We start from the raw sequence: 17,370 nt of genomic DNA, 5'->3' as shown, positions 1-17,370 counted from the left end.
GAACTGTCCCCTACGCGCTGGCCCGCTCGTAGGCGGTGCCCAGCTCGGTCACCAGTCGGTCGATCGGTAGGCGCAGGCCCAGCCGCTCGGTGACCATCGCCACCGGGAGCATCACGATGCCCAGCAGCAACGTCAGTTGGTACAGTGCGAGCAGTACGGTAGAGTACAGTCGAGCTTCCATCGTCCTATGGCGCTATCCAGCGCGAGACGAGTATATAAACCTTGTGACGTGCTTGTCGAATGTATGCCGCCGCCGTCTTGCGGTTTGCTCGCAGTTCGGAGACAGGGACCCTCGGCGACTCCAGGAACCGTCTCAGGACGTAACTGGAGCGTCGATGAACTGCGTCGTTCGCATAAGTTATGACGATGATGACGATGACGTGCGCACCCGCCGACGAATCAAAACTATCGAGTAGTCGGCCTTCATTGGGGACCATATGAACTACCTCGTGGCGATGGAAGCAGCCTGGCTGGTTCGTGACGTAGAGGATATCGACGACGCTATCGGCGTAGCCGTGAGCGAAGCGGGCAAGCGCCTCAACGAGGCCGACATGGACTACGTCGAGGTCGAGGTCGGCGCGACCGGCTGTCCGGCCTGTGGGGAACCGTTCGACTCGGCGTTCATCGCCGCCGACACGGCACTGGTGGGGCTAGTCCTGGAGATGGAAGTCTTCAACGCCGAGTCGACCGAGCACGCCCAGCGCATCGCCAAGAGCGAGATCGGCGGCGCGCTCCGTGACGTCCCCCTGAAGGTCGTCGAGTCCTTCGAGACCGAAGCCGACGAGGAGTCCGAAGCCGAGGCCTGAGCCGGCCGCCGGTGGCTTTTTGTATTACCATGGGTTATCGAGAGGTATGGACCTCCCCACGTCAGCAGACCTGCGGGAACGCCGTACCGAACTCGACCTGACCCAGAGCGAACTGGCCGACAGAGCCGACGTCTCGCAGCCACTGATCGCCCGAATCGAGGGTGGTGACGTCGACCCGCGACTGTCGACGCTGCGACGGATCGTCAACGCCCTGGAGGAGGCCGAAGGCGGCATCATCCGCGCTCGCGACCTCATGAACGCACCGGTCCACGGCGTCGAACCGGACGACTCGGTCCACAACGCCAAGGAACTGATGGACGAGAAGGGCTACTCGCAGGTGCCGGTCATCCGTGACGGCTCCCCGGAGGGACTCATCGGGAACTCCGACATCCGCCAGCGCGACGAGGAGAACGTCGGCGAACTCCCGGTCGCCGAGGTGATGCACGAGTCGATCACCACCGTCGAACCCGACGCGACTATCGACACCGTCGACGACTACCTCAACCACAATGCCGCCGTGATGGTCGTCGAGGACGGCCGGACCGTCGGCGTCATCACCGAGGCCGACATCGCCCGGACGGTCAGCTAGAGCGACCCGAACAGAAGCGCTCGCTCAGTCGTCGAGTTCCAGCCCGCGAATCGCGACCGCGCCGTCTCCCGCTTCGACGTGCCCGACGATCCGTGCGTCCTCGCTCGCCGCCACCACTGACTCCGCGTCGTCCTCTGGCAGCGCCGCCACGAAGCCAGTCCCGCATCCACCTTTTTCCGCGTCGGGTCCGCTTCGCGCACCACTCGCGCAAAAACGTGGGCGAAAAAACCGCACTGAGTCTCAGTGGGCAGCGTTAGAGTTCCAGCCCGCGAATCGCGACCGCGCCGTCTCCCGCTTCGACGTGCCCGACGATCCGTGCGTCCTCGCTCGCCGCCACCACTGACTCCGCGTCGTCCTCTGGCAGCGCCGCCACGAAGCCGGTACCCATGTTGAACGTCCGATGCATCTCCTCGTCGTCGACGTTGCCCTCCTCCTGGACGAACTCGAAGACAGCCTGGGCCGCAAACGGGTCGGTGATATCGTAGCGGGCGTCACCCATCCGCGTGAGGTTCGTCCAGCCGCCGCCGGTAACGTGGGCGGCTGCGTGGGTCTCGTGGGCCCGCAGCGTCTCCAGCACGTCGGTGTAGATTCTGGTCGGCGTCAGCAGTTCCTCGGCGATAGTGACCTCGGGGTTCGGCGGGAACGGATCGGTGTACTCGTGATTGCGGGTGACCGCCTCGCGGGCCAGTGTCAGCCCGTTCGAGTGGATACCCGAGGACGGCCAGCCGACGATGGCGTCACCGGCTTGGGCTTCGCCGGGAAAGACACCGTCTTTCGGCGCCAGACCCGCACAGGTGCCAGCGATGTCCAGCCCCTTGATGACGTCGGGCATCACCGCCGTCTCGCCGCCGACGAGCGCGACGCCGGCCCGCTCGGCCCCCTCGCGGAGCCCCGCTCCGATATCCTCGCTCGTCTTCTCGTCGGGCGCCTCCACCGCGAGGTAGTCCACGAACGCGACGGGTTCGACGCCGGTCGCGACGAGATCGTTGACGTTCATCGCCATGCAGTCGATGCCGATGGTCGAGTAGTCGTCGACGGCTTCGGCCACGAGCAGTTTCGTCCCGACGCCGTCGGTCGCCAGCGCGAGGTACTGGTCGCCGATGTCGACCAGGCCGGCGTAGTCGCCCTCGAACTCGCCGGCGGCGCCGATGAGCGCCATCGTGGCCGCCTCGCTCTCGTCGATGTCGACGCCGGTCTCGGCGTATGTGAGTCCCTCCTCGTCGGAGTCGTCCTCGGCAGGCTCGTCGGCTGTCATGTCCGAGAGGGTGCGTGGCGCGGGCAAAAGCCCATCGTTCCGTTAGAGCAAGAAGAGCGCGCCGAAGCCGAGCAGGATCGAGGGGGCGGCGACGGCGACGAACACACCCGTGCTCCACTCGCGGACTTTCCGGCCGTCGAGCGGGCCGAACGGGAGCATGTTGAAGCCGGCGAGCAGGAGGTTGATCTGGAGGCCGCGGCTGGCTATTTCGCCGAGAAAGCCGCCGACGCCGCTGGCGGCGAACGCGAGGTATGGGACCAGGAAGACGGCGGCCAGCCCGAGGTTCGTCACCGGACCGGCCAGCGCGATCAGGCCGTTCTCCTTGAGCGAGATCCGGCCGCGGTGGACCACAGCGCCGGGTGCGGCAAAGAGGAACCCGACGAGCGCGCCGACGATGGCGAACCCGAGCATCCGGTAGTCCGCCCGGAACGCCGCGATCTGGCCGAACCGTACCGCGACGACCTTGTGTGCGAGTTCGTGCAACAGGAACCCGACGCCGACGGTCAGCAGGCTGACGACGAGCGTCTGGGCAAGTGTGCCGATAGATACGCCCCCAGCGGTCCCGAGCAGTGTTCGGGTGAATCCCGGTTCGAGCAGGATCGTGAAGGCCAGTCCGAGCGCCAGCCAGGCGATCAGCAGGTCCCGGAGCTCCTGCTGTGAGAAGGTTAGATTCACTGTACCAGCCCCCAGAGCAGGTCCGCGCTGTTGCGGGCGCCACGGAGCATCACGCGGGCGACGCCGTCGACGCCGCCGATCTCCTGTGAGAAGTACGGCAGCAGGACCGTCGCGAACAGGAAACTCGCGATCATGCTCCCGATGTTGGTCAGCGCGACGATCATGATGAGACGGAACAGCGGCACCGCACGCAACCGCTGGAGCAGATCCAGGATCGGCGACTCCTCGTCGGCCAGGATCTCGTTGAGCGTCGCGATATCGCCGACGTTGACCGAGATGTACCGTAGCTCGACGTAGCCGGCGAACCATCCGGGGGCCAACAACGGGTTGACGCTGGTCATCCAGGCGACGCCGCCGCCGACGAGCGAACTCGTCCAGTGGGCACCGGCCAGACGCGCAAGCGCCGCGGCGATGACACCGTTGATGAGGAACCACGCGCCGAACAGCCGAAGGAGGAAGGCGTCGTTGACGCCGGCCATCGCGAGCAGGACGAAAAAGACCAGAAATCCGAGCGTCATCGCGTATCCCAGGAGCTTGTACACCGAGAACCGACCGCCGGTCTCTTTGCCGGTCAGTGACTCCATCGGCGGCAGTTCCTCGGGATGTTCGAGATACCGCTCGATACCCTCCCGGTGACCGGCGCCGACGACCGCGAGGACGTCGTAGCCGGCCTCACGGAGGGCGACGAGTCGGTGGGCGATGTAGGCGTCGCGTTCGTCGATCAGCGCCTCGGCACCGCCGGGTGAGAAGCGACGGAACTCCTCCATCATCGCGCTGACGACGTCGGTATCGGTCAGTTGTTCGATGTCGAACTCCTCGATGTCCTCCCCCCCGTGGAGTTGCGTGATGAACGCGGAGATAGGGATACCGATGCCGGCGGTCACGAGCACGCCGACGAGAACGGTGTTCAGGACGGACGCGAACCCGCCCAGCGATCCGGCGAGAGTAGCGGGGAGGAGGACCGGCCAGCCCGCGGCGCCGGAGATGACGGCGGCCATCACACCGAAGACGGCACCGATTGTGAGACCGACCGTGAGCGGCGGGCCCATCTCAGCCATGAGGCTCCCGACCAGTTTCAGCTTCTCGCGGACGGTGAGCCGTGACCAGAACCGCTGGACCGTCGTCTGGATGTTCCGGTCGACGAGTGCGACGCCGAGACCGTGTTCCTCGGCGGTCTCGATAGCGGCCTTCATATCGGCGCCGGGTTCGATGTCGAACCGGTCGCCGAGTCGTGCCTGGATATACGAGAGCATCCAGTAGGCCAGAAACTGGAAGACAGTGTTCCCACGGAGCAGGTCACTGGCGTCGAGATCGTCGGGCGTCTCCCCCTGCATCTGGCGGTATCGACCCTCGTCGAGTTCGACGGCCACGATGTCGGGACGCTCCTCGCTGATCCGTTCACGTACCTCCTCGACGCTGTGCTCCGAGACGTGGGCGGTGCCGACGACACGGACACGGCCCGCGCCAGACGGCTCCGGTAGCTCGTCTGCTACCGACTCCGCGTGTTCGGTCATCAACCGCTCTACACAGTCGGGTCCTTTACCCTTGTCGGGACACGGATTCCGATCGCAGTTCCGACGGGAGAGGAGACGTATTTGTTCGCCAACAACCATTCAAGTTTGGGAACATACCACATCCGTTATCGCGGACATCCCGACCGCTATAGGATTAGATTTAGCCGCTCGAACCCGAGAACTACAGGACGTAGTCGGCTTACCAGAAAGTAAGTAGGTTACCCATCAATCAAGAATATTGATATGTACGGAGCTAAAACTGTCTGGAGAGGAATGTACGATCTTACCGGCTTCCAACGAGATCTGCTATACGTGATCACGGGGCTCGAAGAACCGCACGGGCTCGCGATCAAGGACGAACTGGAGAACTACTACGAGGGCGACGTCAACCACGGCCGCCTCTACCCGAACCTCGATACGCTCGTCGAGAAGGGACTCATCGAGAAAGGGGAACTGGACCGTCGAACGAACTTCTACACACTGACCAAGCGCGGCCGCCGCGAACTCGACGCCCGAAACGACTGGGAAGCACAGTACGTGTCGGCCTGAGCAGTCGTCGGCGCTGTCCCACTGTTCACGGCCGTTGAGTGCTCGCTCCGTTCACCGTGCCGTCCCCGCCTCCGACCGGTGAGAGAGACGACAGGACGACCGGAATTGGCTCTGAAAACGACGGGAAGGTTATATCAGTCTGCACGAAAACTCTCGACTATGGTGCGTCTTCGCGGTTGGTGGTCGGACGCATGAGCGACGATGACTCGTCGGAGCAGGACGGCGACTGGTTCGAGGGCGCCATCGACGAGGAGGACAGTGACCTCACCGACGAGCAGGAGACCGAGAGCCAGCCTGACGAGGAGAACCCGTTCAACGGTGGTGAAAGGGAATCCGACGACCCCTTCGGTGGTGCCGATAGTGGTAGTGACGAGGACAGTCCCTTCGACGACGGTGGCGACAACCCCTTCGATGGCGGTGAACAGGACAGCCCCTTCGACGAGAGTAGTACTGACAGCCCCTTCGACGGTGGCAGCGAGGACAGCCCCTTCGACGAGAGTGGTACTGACAGCCCCTTCGATAGCGGAAACGATAGCGGCGAGGAAGGACTGTTCGAGGACGACTTCGCCTCGGCATTCGACTCGGCCGGCGGTGGCGGTGGCGGCGGCAGCGGCGGGGAGTTCGAAGACGAGGATTTCGACTCCGATATCCCACGGATCGACATCGGCATCGAGGGCCTCGACCGGATGATCCAGGGCGGGATTCCGGAGCGTCACCTCATCGTCACCGTCGGGTCGGCCGGGACCGGGAAGACGACCTTCGGTCTCCAGTTCCTCCATCACGGCCTGGAGAACGGGGAGAACTGTATCTTCATCACTCTGGAACAGTCCTACGAGTCAATCATGGACACCGCGAGCGACCGGGACTGGGAGTTCGAGGCCTACGAGGCCAACGGCCAGCTCGCGGTCGTCGACCTCGACCCCGTCGAGATGGCGAACAGTCTCGACAACATCCGTGGCGAACTCCCGGACCTCATCGAGGACTTCGACGCCGACCGCCTGGTGCTCGACTCCGTCTCCTTGCTGGAGATGATGTACGACAACCAGGCCAAGCGACGGACAGAGGTGTTCGATTTCACGCGCGCGCTGAAGAACGCCGGCGTCACGACGATGCTCACCTCCGAGGCCAGCGAGGACAACCCCTACGCCTCACGACACGGCATCATCGAGTACCTGACCGACGCTGTGTTCATCCTCCAGTACGTCCGCTCGGAGACCAGAGAGACGCGACTGGCCGTCGAGATCCAGAAGATCAGGAACGCCAACCACTCACGCGAGACGAAACCCTACGAGATCACGATGGACGGTATCAGCGTCTACCAGCAGGCGAATATCTTCTGAGAGCGTTCAGACCGCCGCCGCGGCCGACGGTTCGGTCTCGTCGGTCCGCTTCATCACGTCGTTGTATCCGCCCGCCCAGAGCTCTGCCGCCACGATGTAGGCGTAGAACGAGAAGAACGGCCCGATGATCGCACCGAGTCCGGGGACGACGTTGAGGACGCTGACGAGGATCCCGGCAGCGAAGAAGATTCCGACCGAGATGAGCCACGGAACCGCGTAGTCGGCCGAGAGCGCCAGTTTCCGGATCGTACCGATGTCGAACGCGGCCCCGAGGCGCTCCTCACACGCGAAGTTGACGACGGCGGCGACCGCGAAGTAGCCGAAGATCAGCGAGAGGATGCCGGAGACGATCATCCCGCCGAACAGACTCGCCATGCCGATCCCGGCACCGGCGTCAGTCCCCGTCAGGAAGCTCAGGATCGCCGTCCCGACGGTGAACGCGAACACCGCCAGCGGGATGAGCATGTACACGATCCCGATGGCCGTCGCCTTCAGCCCGTCGACGAGTAGGTCACCCCACTCGTCGAATACCGGTGGTTCGGTCGCCCCAGCGGCTCGTTCACGAACCGCCCTGACGACGTATCCACTGACCAGGATGCCCGGCACGATCAGGAAGCTGAACAACCCCAGCACGCCACCGATTATCACCGTCTTTACCCAGTCGTCACTTTCCATGGGATACGTTAGCGAGTCTTCACTGAAGCTCATGTTACCAGTAACTAATTTACACTGACTAAATCTTTTCGTCCGGACACACTGGAGAGCACAGCCCACATCAGGGTTCAACGCTGCCCTTTCACCGGATTCTATAGATTCATATATTGAACGGAGTCGATCTGTGGGGCGCCGTCCAGTCGAGGCAACCGACAACAGTTAACTCACCCCCGTTCGAGACGCCCGGTATGGTTCTACTAGTCCCCTTCGACGGATCGGACCTGTCAGAGGCAGCTCTCGAACGAGCGACCGAGTTCGCCGCCTACCGGGACGAGGAGGTGCTCGTGTTGAGTGTCGTCCCCGACGCGGTCGAGTTCGCACTGGACCGGGGCTGGCTCAACGCCGACGAGACGTTCAGCACCGGATTGATCGCCGAGAAGCTCGAAGCGCAGGCGAGCGAGATCGCCCCGGACGCGCGCTTTCGCTGTGAGGTCCCCGAGGACGTGAGTTCGATGGCCTCGCTGACGACCGACATCGTCCGGACCATCCGGGCGGTGGCGAACGAGGTCGACGCCTCGATCGTCTTCATCGGTAGCGAGAACGCGGGCCGGGTGTCGACCCCGGTCAGCAGCGTCGGTGCGCCGGTTTCGGAGGACCCACAGTACGACGTCCACATCGTCCGACACACCTGAGTCAGCGGACGACCGTCACCGGGACCGACGCTCGCCTGACGACGATCTCTGCGACACTTCCCAGCAGGATCCGCGAGACACCCGAGCGACCGTGACTCCCCATCACGATGTGGTCGATGTCGTGCTCGTCGGCGTACTCGACGATTGTCTTCGTCGGCCGACCGACCTCCAGTGCACGCTCGACCTCGGACTTTCCAATGCCGGCGATCGTCTCTTCCAGCCGGTCGAACAGTTCCGCGGCGGCGCTCTCCTGTTGTTCGTACCACTGCTCGGAGAAGGAGGGGACCGACGCCTGTGCGCTGTAGCCCGCCTCCGCAGGGTTGATGACGTGTAACAGGACGAGCGTCGCGTCGGGGAACTCCTCGGCGGTGAACTCACACGCGTGCGCTGCCCCGTCGGAGCCGTCGACGGGAACGAGGATGCGCTTACCCATACAGTACCTGCCCACGGCGTCGGGCTTGAATGTTGGCCCGTCGTTACTCCATCTCCGAGAGGATACGGAGGACGAGCTGGAGGATGTGGACGAATACACCCATCACTGCGATGTAGATGCCCAGCGCGTTGAGCAGGTCGCTGGCGTACCGGTCCTCACGGACCGCCCAGATCTCGTATACCAGGTCGGCCAGAAAGCCGAAGAAGAAGAACACGCCCGCGATTGCCACGAACGCCGGCGCGGCGAAGTACGCCACCGCGCCGATGACGAACCCGCCACCGAAGAAGACCCACGAGTACAGTTGCCAGCGCGAGAAGTCGTGGTCGCTCTTGAAGACGAGCACGGCGGCGGCAGCGGTGATGAGTCCGGTGACGACTGCCGAGATGCCCAGCGCCGGGGCCCAGAGCGAGGACGGTGCGAACTGGAGGATCGCGGCTCCGAACAGGCCGTATCCCGTCTGTGTCAGTGCGACACCGGCGCCAGCAAGCGGGAAGATACCCTTCTCGATCCCCATGCTGGCGAGCCAGTAGCCGCCACCGACGGTCACCAGGAACGTGGCGATCCCGACGAAGAAGTTCGAGAACAGCACCACGCCGATCTGTGCGACTGGCGTGTACGCCAGCCCGAGTATCAACAGGATGTTGACCACGACCAGCAGCGAGGCGATGCCCGCTACCTTGTTGACGTTCGTCGTTGCTGTCGGCTGTGCACCGACCGATCCGTATCCGGCAGACTCCACCATATCCCGGTTTCTCTCCGTCACCACACTTGTAAGTTGGTCCAGTCGTTCCGAGACAGAACACCACCCCCTGCTATCGGTTGCCGTAACCGGGGTAGGCTCTATACCCGCCGGGCCGAAACTGGGGGGCATGCCGATCCCGATGACGCCGGGGGTGCTGGTGCTGGTCGCCGTGGTCGTGCTGGTTGCCGGGTCGGTCAACGGCGTCGCCGGCTTCGGGTTCGCCGTCGTCAGCACGATGGCGCTGGCGACAGTACTCGACCCTGCCGTCGCCGTCGTGTTCATGATCGTCCCGATCCTCGTCGTGAATATCTCGCTGGTCCGGGAGCTCTCGGCCGAGGAGTTGCGGACCTGTGGCCGCCGGTTCGGCCCGCTCGTCGCGGCGGCGCTGGTCGGGACCGTCGTCGGGATGGCCGCGCTGGACCGCGTCCCCGAAGCGCCGCTCCGCGTTGGGCTGGGACTAGTCTCGCTGGCCTTCGTCGCGACCGTCCAGAACCGCGTCCCGGCCCCGACGCTGTCGGATCTGATCGGCCGGACGACGATGGAGCGGCCGGCGGCGATGGCCCTGATCGGCGGCCTCTCGGGGCTGCTGTTCGGCGGGACCAACGTCGGCGTCCAGCTCGTGGCCTACGTCCGGAGCTTCGATCTCACACACGGCGTCTTCGTCGGCGTCGTCGCGATGGTGTTCCTGGGTCTGAGCGGGATCAGGGTGGCCGCTGCCGGGGCGCTCGGCCTCTATCCGAACACGGCCGTCGCGCTCGCCTCGCTAGCGGCTGGCGTCCCCGCCGCTGTCGGTGTGTCCGTCGGCAGGCGACTCCGGACACGGATCAGCGAACGGCTCCGACGGAGCGCCGTCCTCGGGTTGCTCGTCGTCATCGGGGTCCGACTCCTGGCGGGTGGACTCGGAGCCGTGTGAGTCCGCACGCTCGGCCTTCCCAGCCGGGAGAGTTACGTAGCTGTCACGTCTACAGACGGACGATGCACCACCACACTGCGATACGCACTCACGCGGCCGTGACGGCCGGACACAGCGTGCTGCTGTCGGGAGGATACTGATGCCCGCGTACGACCCGACAGACGGTGACGCGGTCGACAGAATGGTCGACAGCATCGCCGAGACGGCGACCGAGGTACGGAACGGACTCGCGGAGGACCGCACCGCGAAGGTCGGGACGAATCCCAGCGGCGAGAAACAGGAGGCAGCCGACGTCCGTGCGGACGAACTGTTCGAGGATGCGATGCTGGCCCACGACGCCGTCGCGACCTACGCCAGCGAGGAGCGCGAGGACCTGATCGACGGCGGCGACGGCGAGTACCACATCGCGCTGGACCCGCTGGACGGCTCCTCGAACCTCCGGTCGAACAACGCCATGGGGACCGTCTTCGGCATCTACGACGCACCCCTGCCCGCGAAGGGTCGTGACCTCGTCGCCGGTGGGTTCGTCCTCTACGGCCCCATCACGACGATGGTCGTCGCACGCGACGACACGGTGACCGACTACCTCATCGAGGGTGAGACACCACAGGTGCTCAGCGACGACATCACGCTCCCCGACGATCCGGACATCTACGGTTTCGGTGGTTTCGTACCCGATTGGCCGGACGACTTCCTGGCGTTCGCTCGCGAGATCGAGGAAGAGCTGAAGCTCCGGTACGGCGGGGCGATGATCGCCGACATCAACCAACTGCTCACCTACGGCGGCATCTTCGCGTATCCCGGGCTGAAGAGCAACCCCGACGGGAAACTGCGCCTCCAGTTCGAGGGGAACCCCATCGCGTTCGTCTTCGAGGCTGCTGGCGGCGCATCCTCGGACGGGACGCAGTCGATGCTCGATGTCGAGCCCGACGGCTTCCACCAGCGGTGTCCACTCCACGTCGGGAACACCGAACTCGTCGAGCGGCTGGAAGCCAGCCTGGAATAGGCCACCGTCAGGCCATCTCCGCCGGGTTCTGCATCCCGGATTTGACCCCCCGATCGACGAGCGCGAGGTTGACGGGGAACGCCGCGAGGAAACCCAGCGACAGCGATAGTGACAGCGACAGCCAGAACAGGACGTCGGTGATGCTGGCGTGTGCCGCCAGCAGGAGGTCCGAGCCGATGGCGACCACCTCCATGACCGTGATCGACGGCGTCTCGCTGTAGAAGGCGTCGACCAGCGCCGTCCGGAGGTCGACCCCTTCCTGCACGAGGGGGCCGACGGTCAGCCCGTAGCCGAACAGGTACGCGAACCCGAAGGTGACGGCCGCGACCCAGCCGACAGCCAGTCCCAGGAGCCCCTGCGCCAGCACGATACCGGTCACTTCGCCGGCGCCACAGCCCGAGAAACAGTGAGCGGTCGACCGGAGGCCGCGCCGCCAGAGCGAATCGCGGGCGATCTGTGTCCGACCGGCGTACCAGTAGACCACGAGCGCGAGCGGCCCGGCGTACAGCACCGAGAGCGTCCAGACGAACTGCATCAGCGACGGGAGCGCCTCGTTACGGTTCCGCAGGTCCCACGCGAGGACCGCCAGCGATCCGAGGACGAGCGCGAGCCACGCGACCAGGACGGCAGGGTCCGAGAGGATCGGCGTCACTAGTTCGCGAACCGGTGCGAGCGCGTGTTCGATCCGTGCGAACAGCGATTCCAGTACCATGATAGTGAGTGGGTACCCCGCGAATCGCCGGCGACGGGCCTGGACCTAGTCGGGACGGCCTTTCCACAGTTGCGGCTAGAAAGCGAAAGTCAGCGCGACGGTACAGTTTGGATGACTCCGACGAGACCCCGGCGTCGTCTGGTGTCACCTCACTCCCGCCCGTGGCGGGTCACACACGTCGAGAGCCCGATCAGTTCGACGGGTTCGGAGTTGTCCGGCGAGTAGACGACGCGCTGGCCCTTCTCCATGTAGGGGACCTTCGATTCGAGGTTCGCGGGGATGTTCACCGCGGAGATGGCGTCCTCGTCGCCCAGGTTCAGCACCATCGTGGTGTTGATCTGCTTGAACACCGGATCCGCGATGTCCTGGGGGTCCTGTGTGATCAGATACAGGCCAAGACGCTCCTTGCGGCCCTGTTTGGCGGCCTCCGTGAACTTCCCGATGACCTGCCGGGCCTGGACGCTGTCGGCGTCGGTCAGGAAGTTGTGGGCCTCGTCCATCCCGAGGACGAGCGGCGTCTCCTTGATACGGTCGTAGGTCGGGTCGTTCGAGAGCTTCTGGTCGATGAGCAGACTCGACACCGCCAGCACGACCGTCGAGGCCGTCCGGGAGTCCGAGATGTGATACGTCGGGATGACCGTCAGCCCGCCCGCCCGGACGAACTGGGAGATCTGGTCGGTGATCGGGCGGGCGTCCTGGTCGAAGACGGCGCCGAACCCACGCACCCGCCGCTTGACGGCGTCGAAGGTGGCCTCGTGGACGTCGCCGGCCTCGTGGAGTTCCTCCTTGAGCGCCGGGTCGTCCAGAAAGCTCAGGAACTCGCTGTATGTCCCGCTGGACCCGTACTGGCGCTTGAACCGACGAAGTAGGGTGTTGACGAGCGCGGTGTACTGGGTGTCGTTGAGGGCGGAGCCGGCGATGAGCCAGGGGTTGTCGTACACCAGCGAGAACGGGACGGTGAACTCGACCTGCTCGGCGTGGTGGTGGCTAGCGCTGTAGTCGGCGCCGGCCACCTTCGGGACGAACGCGATGGTGTCGTCGTAGCCGCCGTGGGCGACCCCCTCCCGTTCACAACGCCGCGCGAACTCGTCGGTCATCGCGGGGTTGTCGTCGTGCATCTGGGCGTACTCGTCCTGGGGATCGAACTGGACGACCGCCAGTTCCGGCGAGCGCCCGTCGCCCATCTCGTAGGTCCGCCCGAGATACTGCCGGAGGACGTTCTTGGAACTGTGGGTCTTCCCGGACCCGGTCCCGCCGGCGACCAGCGTGTGCCGGAAGACCAGCGGGTCGCCCTCGTCGTAGCTGTCTTTCAGGCGATAGTCGATGGTCGGCGGCTCCGCGGCTGTGCGGACCTTCTCGCCACCGACCGAGAGGTGACCGAGGAAGACGCCGTCCTCGGGAATCTTCAGCCCGGTCTTGATCTCTGTCTTGTCGGTGGCCTCGCGGACGACCGTCTCCGGTTTGGGGACCCGGTCGGTCATCCGGCGTTTGAGTTCCCCGCCGTCCGAGTAGAGGACGGCGACAGGGTCCAGTTCCGCGATGAACTTGAAGTCCTGCTCGTCGATGCCCTGCTCGCGCATCGCCCGGCGGGCGTGGATCTCGGTCGCGTCGTCGGCCCGGAACTCCTGGGCGTACTCCAGGGCGGTGATGCGACAGAACAGGCGCTCGCCGTCGGGGTAGGGAACCAGCAGATACTTGCCCAGTCGGACCGCCGAGCGGTTCGCGGCGGTGACGTAGGCCAGCAGCAGCGACTCGTCGGCCTCCTCGCTGATGCGGAGACCGTTCGCCGCCGAGAGCACGCCCAGTCCGCTGTCGGCGCCGGCCGGCGCGACGTCCATCTCCTCGAAGGAATCGTCGGTGTCGGTCTGGGCCTCCGACACCGCCTCGTCGCCAGCGTCGTTGGCAGCCTCGTTCTCAGCCACCCCCTCGCCGGCATCCGCCTCGGCTGTCCCGTCGTCGTCCGCGTCGAAGTCCGTGAAGTCCCCGAGGTCTGACATGGTCCCACCGAGGGCGGCGGGGGACTAACGCCTTTCCCTGGGTCGGTGGCTGTCGGGAGGTGACAGCCCGCCATCACGACACGGGCGGAACTGGAACCCTTACCATGGAGGGCCCCGGAGCAGGGGTATGAACCGGGTGCGGGCGATGTCGTTCAACGTACGGTACGACGCAGCCAAGGACGGGCTCGACAACTGGGCACACCGGCGTCGGCTCGTCGCCGGGACCATCCGGTACCACGCGCCCGACATCGTGGGCGTCCAGGAGGCGATGCACCACCAGCTCCGGGAACTGCAGTCGCTGCTGGACGGGTACGCCTGGGTCGGCGACCCGCGTGACAGCGTCGCGCTCGGGGGCGAACACACGGCTATCGGCTATCGCACCGACCGCTTCGAGTGCGTCGAGACCGAGACGTTCTGGCTCTCGGCGTCGCCCGACGAGCCCGGTACGGTCGGCTGGGACGCGGCGTATCCCAGGGTCGCGACGTGGGCGCGACTGGACGACGGCGTCCCGACGGTCGTCGTGAACACCCATCTGGACCACGAGGGCGAGCAGGCCCGCCGGAACGGGATCGAACTGGTCCTGGAGCGGCTGGACGACCTGCTGGACGGCGAGCGCGCCATCCTGATGGGGGACTTCAACTGCGTCGTCGGCGACCCCGCCCACGAGCGGGCCGAGGGCTACCCACTCGGTGATGGACGACGGCTCCGGGACACCAGGGGACTGGCAGACCACCGACACGGTCCGACGACCACGCGGACCGACTTTCACGATCTACGCCCGGATATGGGCATCGACCACGTGTTCGTCACCGACGACGTCGAGGTCCGAGCACACACCGTCTGTACGGACCGGGACGACGACCACTACCCGTCCGACCACCTCCCCGTCGTGGTCGATATCGACGACTGAGTGCGGGCGTCCACGCAGCAGCGAACCTTTTCCCCGTCTGGCACCTATCTTGGTGCATGTTACTCATACGCGGGTCGGCAGGCGGGACCGGATTGACCGGGACGCTGTACGAACCCGGTGAGGCCGCGCCATCGTTCAAAGGCGCACCGGACGGCGGCGCACCCTACGTCTGGGTGTGTGACGCCTTCTACGAGGTCGAGAGCGGGGGCCAACAGCAGACGATCGACGGCCGCGAGATCAACGTCGCCTTCGAAGCGCCGATGCCCCAGGGGTTCGAGTCCCGCGAGGCGGCCATCGAGGGGGCCAAAGAACACATCCGGACCCAGTTCGCCCGCCTCGGGGTCCCCGAGACGGCCGTCGAGGTGACGGTCAAACAGACGGCCGAAGCCGGATAACGCCACGATGGACGAAGCCGACATCGACGACGTCGATCTGGCGATCCTCCGAGCGCTGCAGGACGACGCTCGCAACAACACGAACGCGGCGATCAGCGAGCAACTGGATATCTCCGCGAGCACGGTGGGCAAGCGCATCAGAACTCTCGAAGACGAGGGGATCATTCAGGGATACGTACCGATCCTGGAGTACGAGCAGACGGGATTCCCGCTCCAGATACTGTTCGTCTGTACAGCCCCCATCGCCGAACGCCCCCAGCAGATCGACGCGGCGCTGGCCATCGAGGGGGTCATCGAGGTACGTGAACTGATGACCGGCCAGGAGAACGTCCACATTCGTGCCGTCGCAGCGTCGACGCACGACATGACACGAATCGCCGCCACGCTCGACGAGTTCGGGTTGACCGTCGTCGACGAGGTACTGATCCGCTCGACACGACACAGTCCGATCCGACTCCCGCGACCGGAGCGCGCCGAGGAGTGAGATGCGACTCCCTCCGATAGATTCTGGCATCGGACCGATTGTTTCGACAGGAACTGGAAGGTATCATCACCAACAGTTATACCATCGTCGAGCATTGGGGACCCAAGCCATGTCAGAGGCTAGTAAAACCGTCCACCAGGAACCCATCTCGCACAGGATCGTGACAGCAGTCGCCGAGTACGAGGGGGTCGATCCGATCTCGCTGACGCCGCCGCTGTTCGACGTCGTCGATCCCGACGCACTGGACGCGCTGTTCCCCCAGGGCACCGACGCGAACTCGCCAGTCTCCTGTTCGTTCGTCTACCGTGGCCACCTGATCGAGGTCCACTCCGGCGGTGTCGTCACGGTCACCGACGGGCCGGCCGTCGCCGACGCAGCTAGTAGTTCCGATTCCGTCCGGACCTGATCAGAACGCTTCCTCGATGGCGCCCCATCGGGTGTCGTCGAAGTCGCGCTCGCGGTCGGTATCGAAGGCGCGTTCGATACGGCGCGTGAGTTCCTCCCCACCCTGCCGGTCGATACTCGCGAGTTCGTCGGCCTTCGAGATGGCTAGCGGCGGCCCCCGTTCGGCCGCGACGTCGTGGAGCACCTGCCGCGTGAGTCGTTCGCGACACGCCTCGTCCCGCGTGAACGCGTAGGGTGCCTCCACACGGAAGACGAGGTCGCGTCGCGGGTCGTAGAGCACGAAGAAGGTCACCTCGTAGGCCTCGGGGTCGAGTTCGCGTTCGATCCCCAGCGCGTCACCCTCGGCGGCCATCACGCCGTCGGTCCCCGCCCGCGAGCGGAACCAGTTCGTACAGGTCAGACAGTCGGTCCGGACCTCACCGCCGTCGTCACGTCGCTCCAGCACCCGCCGGAAGAACGCGGCGTCGTCGACCCACGGCGCGTTGGTCTTCCGGCGGACCGCCCGTGTCAGCGCCTTCGTCGCGGAGTTCTTGACGAATCCCAGCAGTGGGACCTCGCGCTCGACGAACCGCTCGACGAGTTCGACGTAGTTGCCGACGACGGTCTTGGGCCGGTCGTCCTCGGCGAGCAGGTCGGCCAGTTCCGTCTCTCTGTCGGCCCACCGGAGCAGTCCCGTCGGATAGATGGGACCGTCGAGCATGAACAGGTCCTCGACCACGTCGGCGTTCGTCAGCGCGTGCTCGGACTCGGCGAGGTACAGCGCCAGCGCATGGACGACCCGTTGCTCGTAGCGGTCGACCTGTGGCGCGTTCAGGACGCGCCGTTTGGCGTAGCCACGGTCGTCCATCTCCCAGTCCTCGCTCAGCGAGATAGTCGCGTCGTTCGTGTGGACCGCCATGATGATCGTCCGCCCGCGGTGCAGTTCGACGTCGGAGGGGACACCACTCATCGCCGCCTGCGCGACGTCCAGCACCAGGCCGTTCTTGAACGTCGTGGGGTTGATCGTCCCCGAATCCAGCCCGTGCTGGGTCGGGAAGGGGGAATCCGCCAGGGCGATGTCCTCGATGGGGACCGTCCGACGGCGTTGCTCGCCCATCGGGGCCAGGATCTCGGTCCCATCCTGCCAGAGCGGGTCGAGGAACTCGTCCCACACCCGCTGGGCGGCCGCGTCCTGGTCGCTCGTCTCGACGGTCTGGCGCACCTGTCGAGCCAGGTGAGCGATGCCGTCGACGTGTACCGGATCCAGGGTCATGCCGATGGGTTCGCCGCCGGCGACCTAAAGCTTCGGTGGGCAACTGT

General features: G+C 65.3%; 22 protein-coding genes. 11 read left to right on the top strand and 11 right to left on the bottom strand.

Annotation, left to right across the window (positions count from 1 at the left end; all coding sequences use genetic code 11):
* Nucleotides 1-10 precede the first annotated feature (10 nt).
* Nucleotides 11-181 (bottom strand): hypothetical protein, encoded by a 171-nt coding sequence (locus tag Hhyl2_RS01775; protein ID WP_483548995.1) that lies wholly within the window; start codon nt 179-181, stop codon nt 11-13.
* Nucleotides 182-437: 256 nt separating this feature from the next.
* Between Hhyl2_RS01775 and Hhyl2_RS01770 the strand changes: the two genes are divergently transcribed.
* Nucleotides 438-806: a DUF555 domain-containing protein gene (locus Hhyl2_RS01770; RefSeq protein WP_276180407.1), complete on the top strand. Its 369-nt coding sequence runs from the start codon at nt 438-440 to the stop codon at nt 804-806.
* A gap of 46 nt (nt 807-852) precedes the next feature.
* Nucleotides 853-1,395 (top strand): CBS domain-containing protein, encoded by a 543-nt coding sequence (locus Hhyl2_RS01765; protein ID WP_483548994.1) that lies wholly within the window; start codon nt 853-855, stop codon nt 1,393-1,395.
* Between the two features lie 24 nt (nt 1,396-1,419).
* On the opposite strand, the gene Hhyl2_RS01760 is transcribed toward Hhyl2_RS01765, so the two are convergent.
* The 4 genes from Hhyl2_RS01760 to Hhyl2_RS01745 all read right to left on the bottom strand — a co-directional run bounded on the left by Hhyl2_RS01760 (nt 1,420) and on the right by Hhyl2_RS01745 (nt 4,839).
* Complete coding sequence (locus Hhyl2_RS01760; protein WP_483548993.1) at nt 1,420-1,545, bottom strand: hypothetical protein; 126 nt, start codon at nt 1,543-1,545, stop codon at nt 1,420-1,422.
* 103 nt (nt 1,546-1,648) lie between these two features.
* Nucleotides 1,649-2,650, bottom strand: coding sequence for a phosphoribosylformylglycinamidine cyclo-ligase (purM, locus tag Hhyl2_RS01755; protein WP_483548992.1), 1,002 nt, complete (start codon nt 2,648-2,650; stop codon nt 1,649-1,651).
* Between the two features lie 42 nt (nt 2,651-2,692).
* Nucleotides 2,693-3,325 (bottom strand): site-2 protease family protein, encoded by a 633-nt coding sequence (locus Hhyl2_RS01750; protein ID WP_483548991.1) that lies wholly within the window; start codon nt 3,323-3,325, stop codon nt 2,693-2,695.
* Nucleotides 3,322-4,839 carry a TraB/GumN family protein gene (locus tag Hhyl2_RS01745; RefSeq protein ID WP_483548989.1) on the bottom strand — a complete coding sequence of 506 codons (1,518 nt, stop codon included), beginning with the start codon at nt 4,837-4,839 and terminating at the stop codon, nt 3,322-3,324. Before Hhyl2_RS01745 ends, Hhyl2_RS01750 begins: the two co-directional genes overlap by 4 nt.
* 273 nt (nt 4,840-5,112) lie before the next feature.
* Here Hhyl2_RS01745 and Hhyl2_RS01740 point away from each other — a divergent pair, with 273 nt between their 5' ends.
* The gene (locus Hhyl2_RS01740; RefSeq protein WP_483548988.1) at nt 5,113-5,388 is read left to right on the top strand and encodes a PadR family transcriptional regulator; all 276 of its coding nucleotides are present in this window, start codon (nt 5,113-5,115) and stop codon (nt 5,386-5,388) included.
* Between the two features lie 191 nt (nt 5,389-5,579).
* Entirely contained in the window at nt 5,580-6,728 is a 1,149-nt protein-coding gene (locus Hhyl2_RS01735) for a KaiC domain-containing protein (protein WP_483548987.1), read from the top strand.
* Between the two features lie 6 nt (nt 6,729-6,734).
* Here Hhyl2_RS01735 and Hhyl2_RS01730 read toward each other — a convergent pair whose 3' ends face one another.
* Nucleotides 6,735-7,436, bottom strand: coding sequence for a DUF4013 domain-containing protein (locus Hhyl2_RS01730; protein WP_483548986.1), 702 nt, complete (start codon nt 7,434-7,436; stop codon nt 6,735-6,737).
* A gap of 194 nt (nt 7,437-7,630) precedes the next feature.
* On the opposite strand from Hhyl2_RS01730, the gene Hhyl2_RS01725 reads away from it, so the two are divergent.
* The gene (locus Hhyl2_RS01725; RefSeq protein WP_483548985.1) at nt 7,631-8,074 is read left to right on the top strand and encodes a universal stress protein; all 444 of its coding nucleotides are present in this window, start codon (nt 7,631-7,633) and stop codon (nt 8,072-8,074) included.
* 1 nt (nt 8,075) lies between these two features.
* Here Hhyl2_RS01725 and Hhyl2_RS01720 read toward each other — a convergent pair whose 3' ends face one another.
* Together Hhyl2_RS01720 and Hhyl2_RS01715 are read right to left on the bottom strand one after the other, a co-directional pair.
* Nucleotides 8,076-8,507: a universal stress protein gene (locus Hhyl2_RS01720; RefSeq protein ID WP_483548984.1), complete on the bottom strand. Its 432-nt coding sequence runs from the start codon at nt 8,505-8,507 to the stop codon at nt 8,076-8,078.
* Between the two features lie 43 nt (nt 8,508-8,550).
* Complete coding sequence (locus Hhyl2_RS01715; RefSeq protein ID WP_483548983.1) at nt 8,551-9,249, bottom strand: hypothetical protein; 699 nt, start codon at nt 9,247-9,249, stop codon at nt 8,551-8,553.
* Nucleotides 9,250-9,376: 127 nt separating this feature from the next.
* On the opposite strand from Hhyl2_RS01715, the gene Hhyl2_RS01710 reads away from it, so the two are divergent.
* Both Hhyl2_RS01710 and Hhyl2_RS01705 read left to right on the top strand, forming a co-directional pair.
* On the top strand, nt 9,377-10,162 hold the full coding sequence (locus Hhyl2_RS01710; protein WP_483548982.1) for a sulfite exporter TauE/SafE family protein: 786 nt from the start codon (nt 9,377-9,379) through the stop codon (nt 10,160-10,162).
* A gap of 139 nt (nt 10,163-10,301) precedes the next feature.
* On the top strand, nt 10,302-11,168 hold the full coding sequence (locus Hhyl2_RS01705; protein ID WP_483548981.1) for a class 1 fructose-bisphosphatase: 867 nt from the start codon (nt 10,302-10,304) through the stop codon (nt 11,166-11,168).
* Nucleotides 11,169-11,175: 7 nt separating this feature from the next.
* On the opposite strand, the gene Hhyl2_RS01700 is transcribed toward Hhyl2_RS01705, so the two are convergent.
* Together Hhyl2_RS01700 and Hhyl2_RS01695 are read right to left on the bottom strand one after the other, a co-directional pair.
* Nucleotides 11,176-11,880 (bottom strand): DUF4396 domain-containing protein, encoded by a 705-nt coding sequence (locus tag Hhyl2_RS01700; protein WP_483548980.1) that lies wholly within the window; start codon nt 11,878-11,880, stop codon nt 11,176-11,178.
* A gap of 149 nt (nt 11,881-12,029) precedes the next feature.
* A complete protein-coding gene (locus Hhyl2_RS01695; protein WP_483548979.1) occupies nt 12,030-13,877 on the bottom strand; it encodes an ATP-binding protein in 1,848 nt (615 codons plus the stop codon).
* A gap of 127 nt (nt 13,878-14,004) precedes the next feature.
* Between Hhyl2_RS01695 and Hhyl2_RS01690 the strand changes: the two genes are divergently transcribed.
* The 4 genes from Hhyl2_RS01690 to Hhyl2_RS01675 all read left to right on the top strand — a co-directional run bounded on the left by Hhyl2_RS01690 (nt 14,005) and on the right by Hhyl2_RS01675 (nt 16,072).
* On the top strand, nt 14,005-14,787 hold the full coding sequence (locus Hhyl2_RS01690) for an endonuclease/exonuclease/phosphatase family protein (RefSeq protein WP_483548978.1): 783 nt from the start codon (nt 14,005-14,007) through the stop codon (nt 14,785-14,787).
* 56 nt (nt 14,788-14,843) lie between these two features.
* Nucleotides 14,844-15,182, top strand: a complete 339-nt coding sequence (locus Hhyl2_RS01685; RefSeq protein WP_483548977.1) for a DUF7113 family protein — start codon at nt 14,844-14,846, stop codon at nt 15,180-15,182.
* 7 nt (nt 15,183-15,189) lie between these two features.
* On the top strand, nt 15,190-15,666 hold the full coding sequence (locus Hhyl2_RS01680) for an Lrp/AsnC family transcriptional regulator (protein ID WP_483548976.1): 477 nt from the start codon (nt 15,190-15,192) through the stop codon (nt 15,664-15,666).
* Between the two features lie 109 nt (nt 15,667-15,775).
* The gene (locus Hhyl2_RS01675; RefSeq protein WP_483548975.1) at nt 15,776-16,072 is read left to right on the top strand and encodes a HalOD1 output domain-containing protein; all 297 of its coding nucleotides are present in this window, start codon (nt 15,776-15,778) and stop codon (nt 16,070-16,072) included.
* Here Hhyl2_RS01675 and Hhyl2_RS01670 read toward each other — a convergent pair whose 3' ends face one another.
* Nucleotides 16,073-17,323 (bottom strand): DNA double-strand break repair nuclease NurA, encoded by a 1,251-nt coding sequence (locus Hhyl2_RS01670; protein ID WP_483548974.1) that lies wholly within the window; start codon nt 17,321-17,323, stop codon nt 16,073-16,075.
* Between the last annotated feature and the right edge of the window lie 47 nt (nt 17,324-17,370).

The organism is Haloarcula sp. H-hyl2 (assembly GCF_056934385.1).
This window is presented reverse-complemented; position numbering and strand designations above follow the sequence as displayed.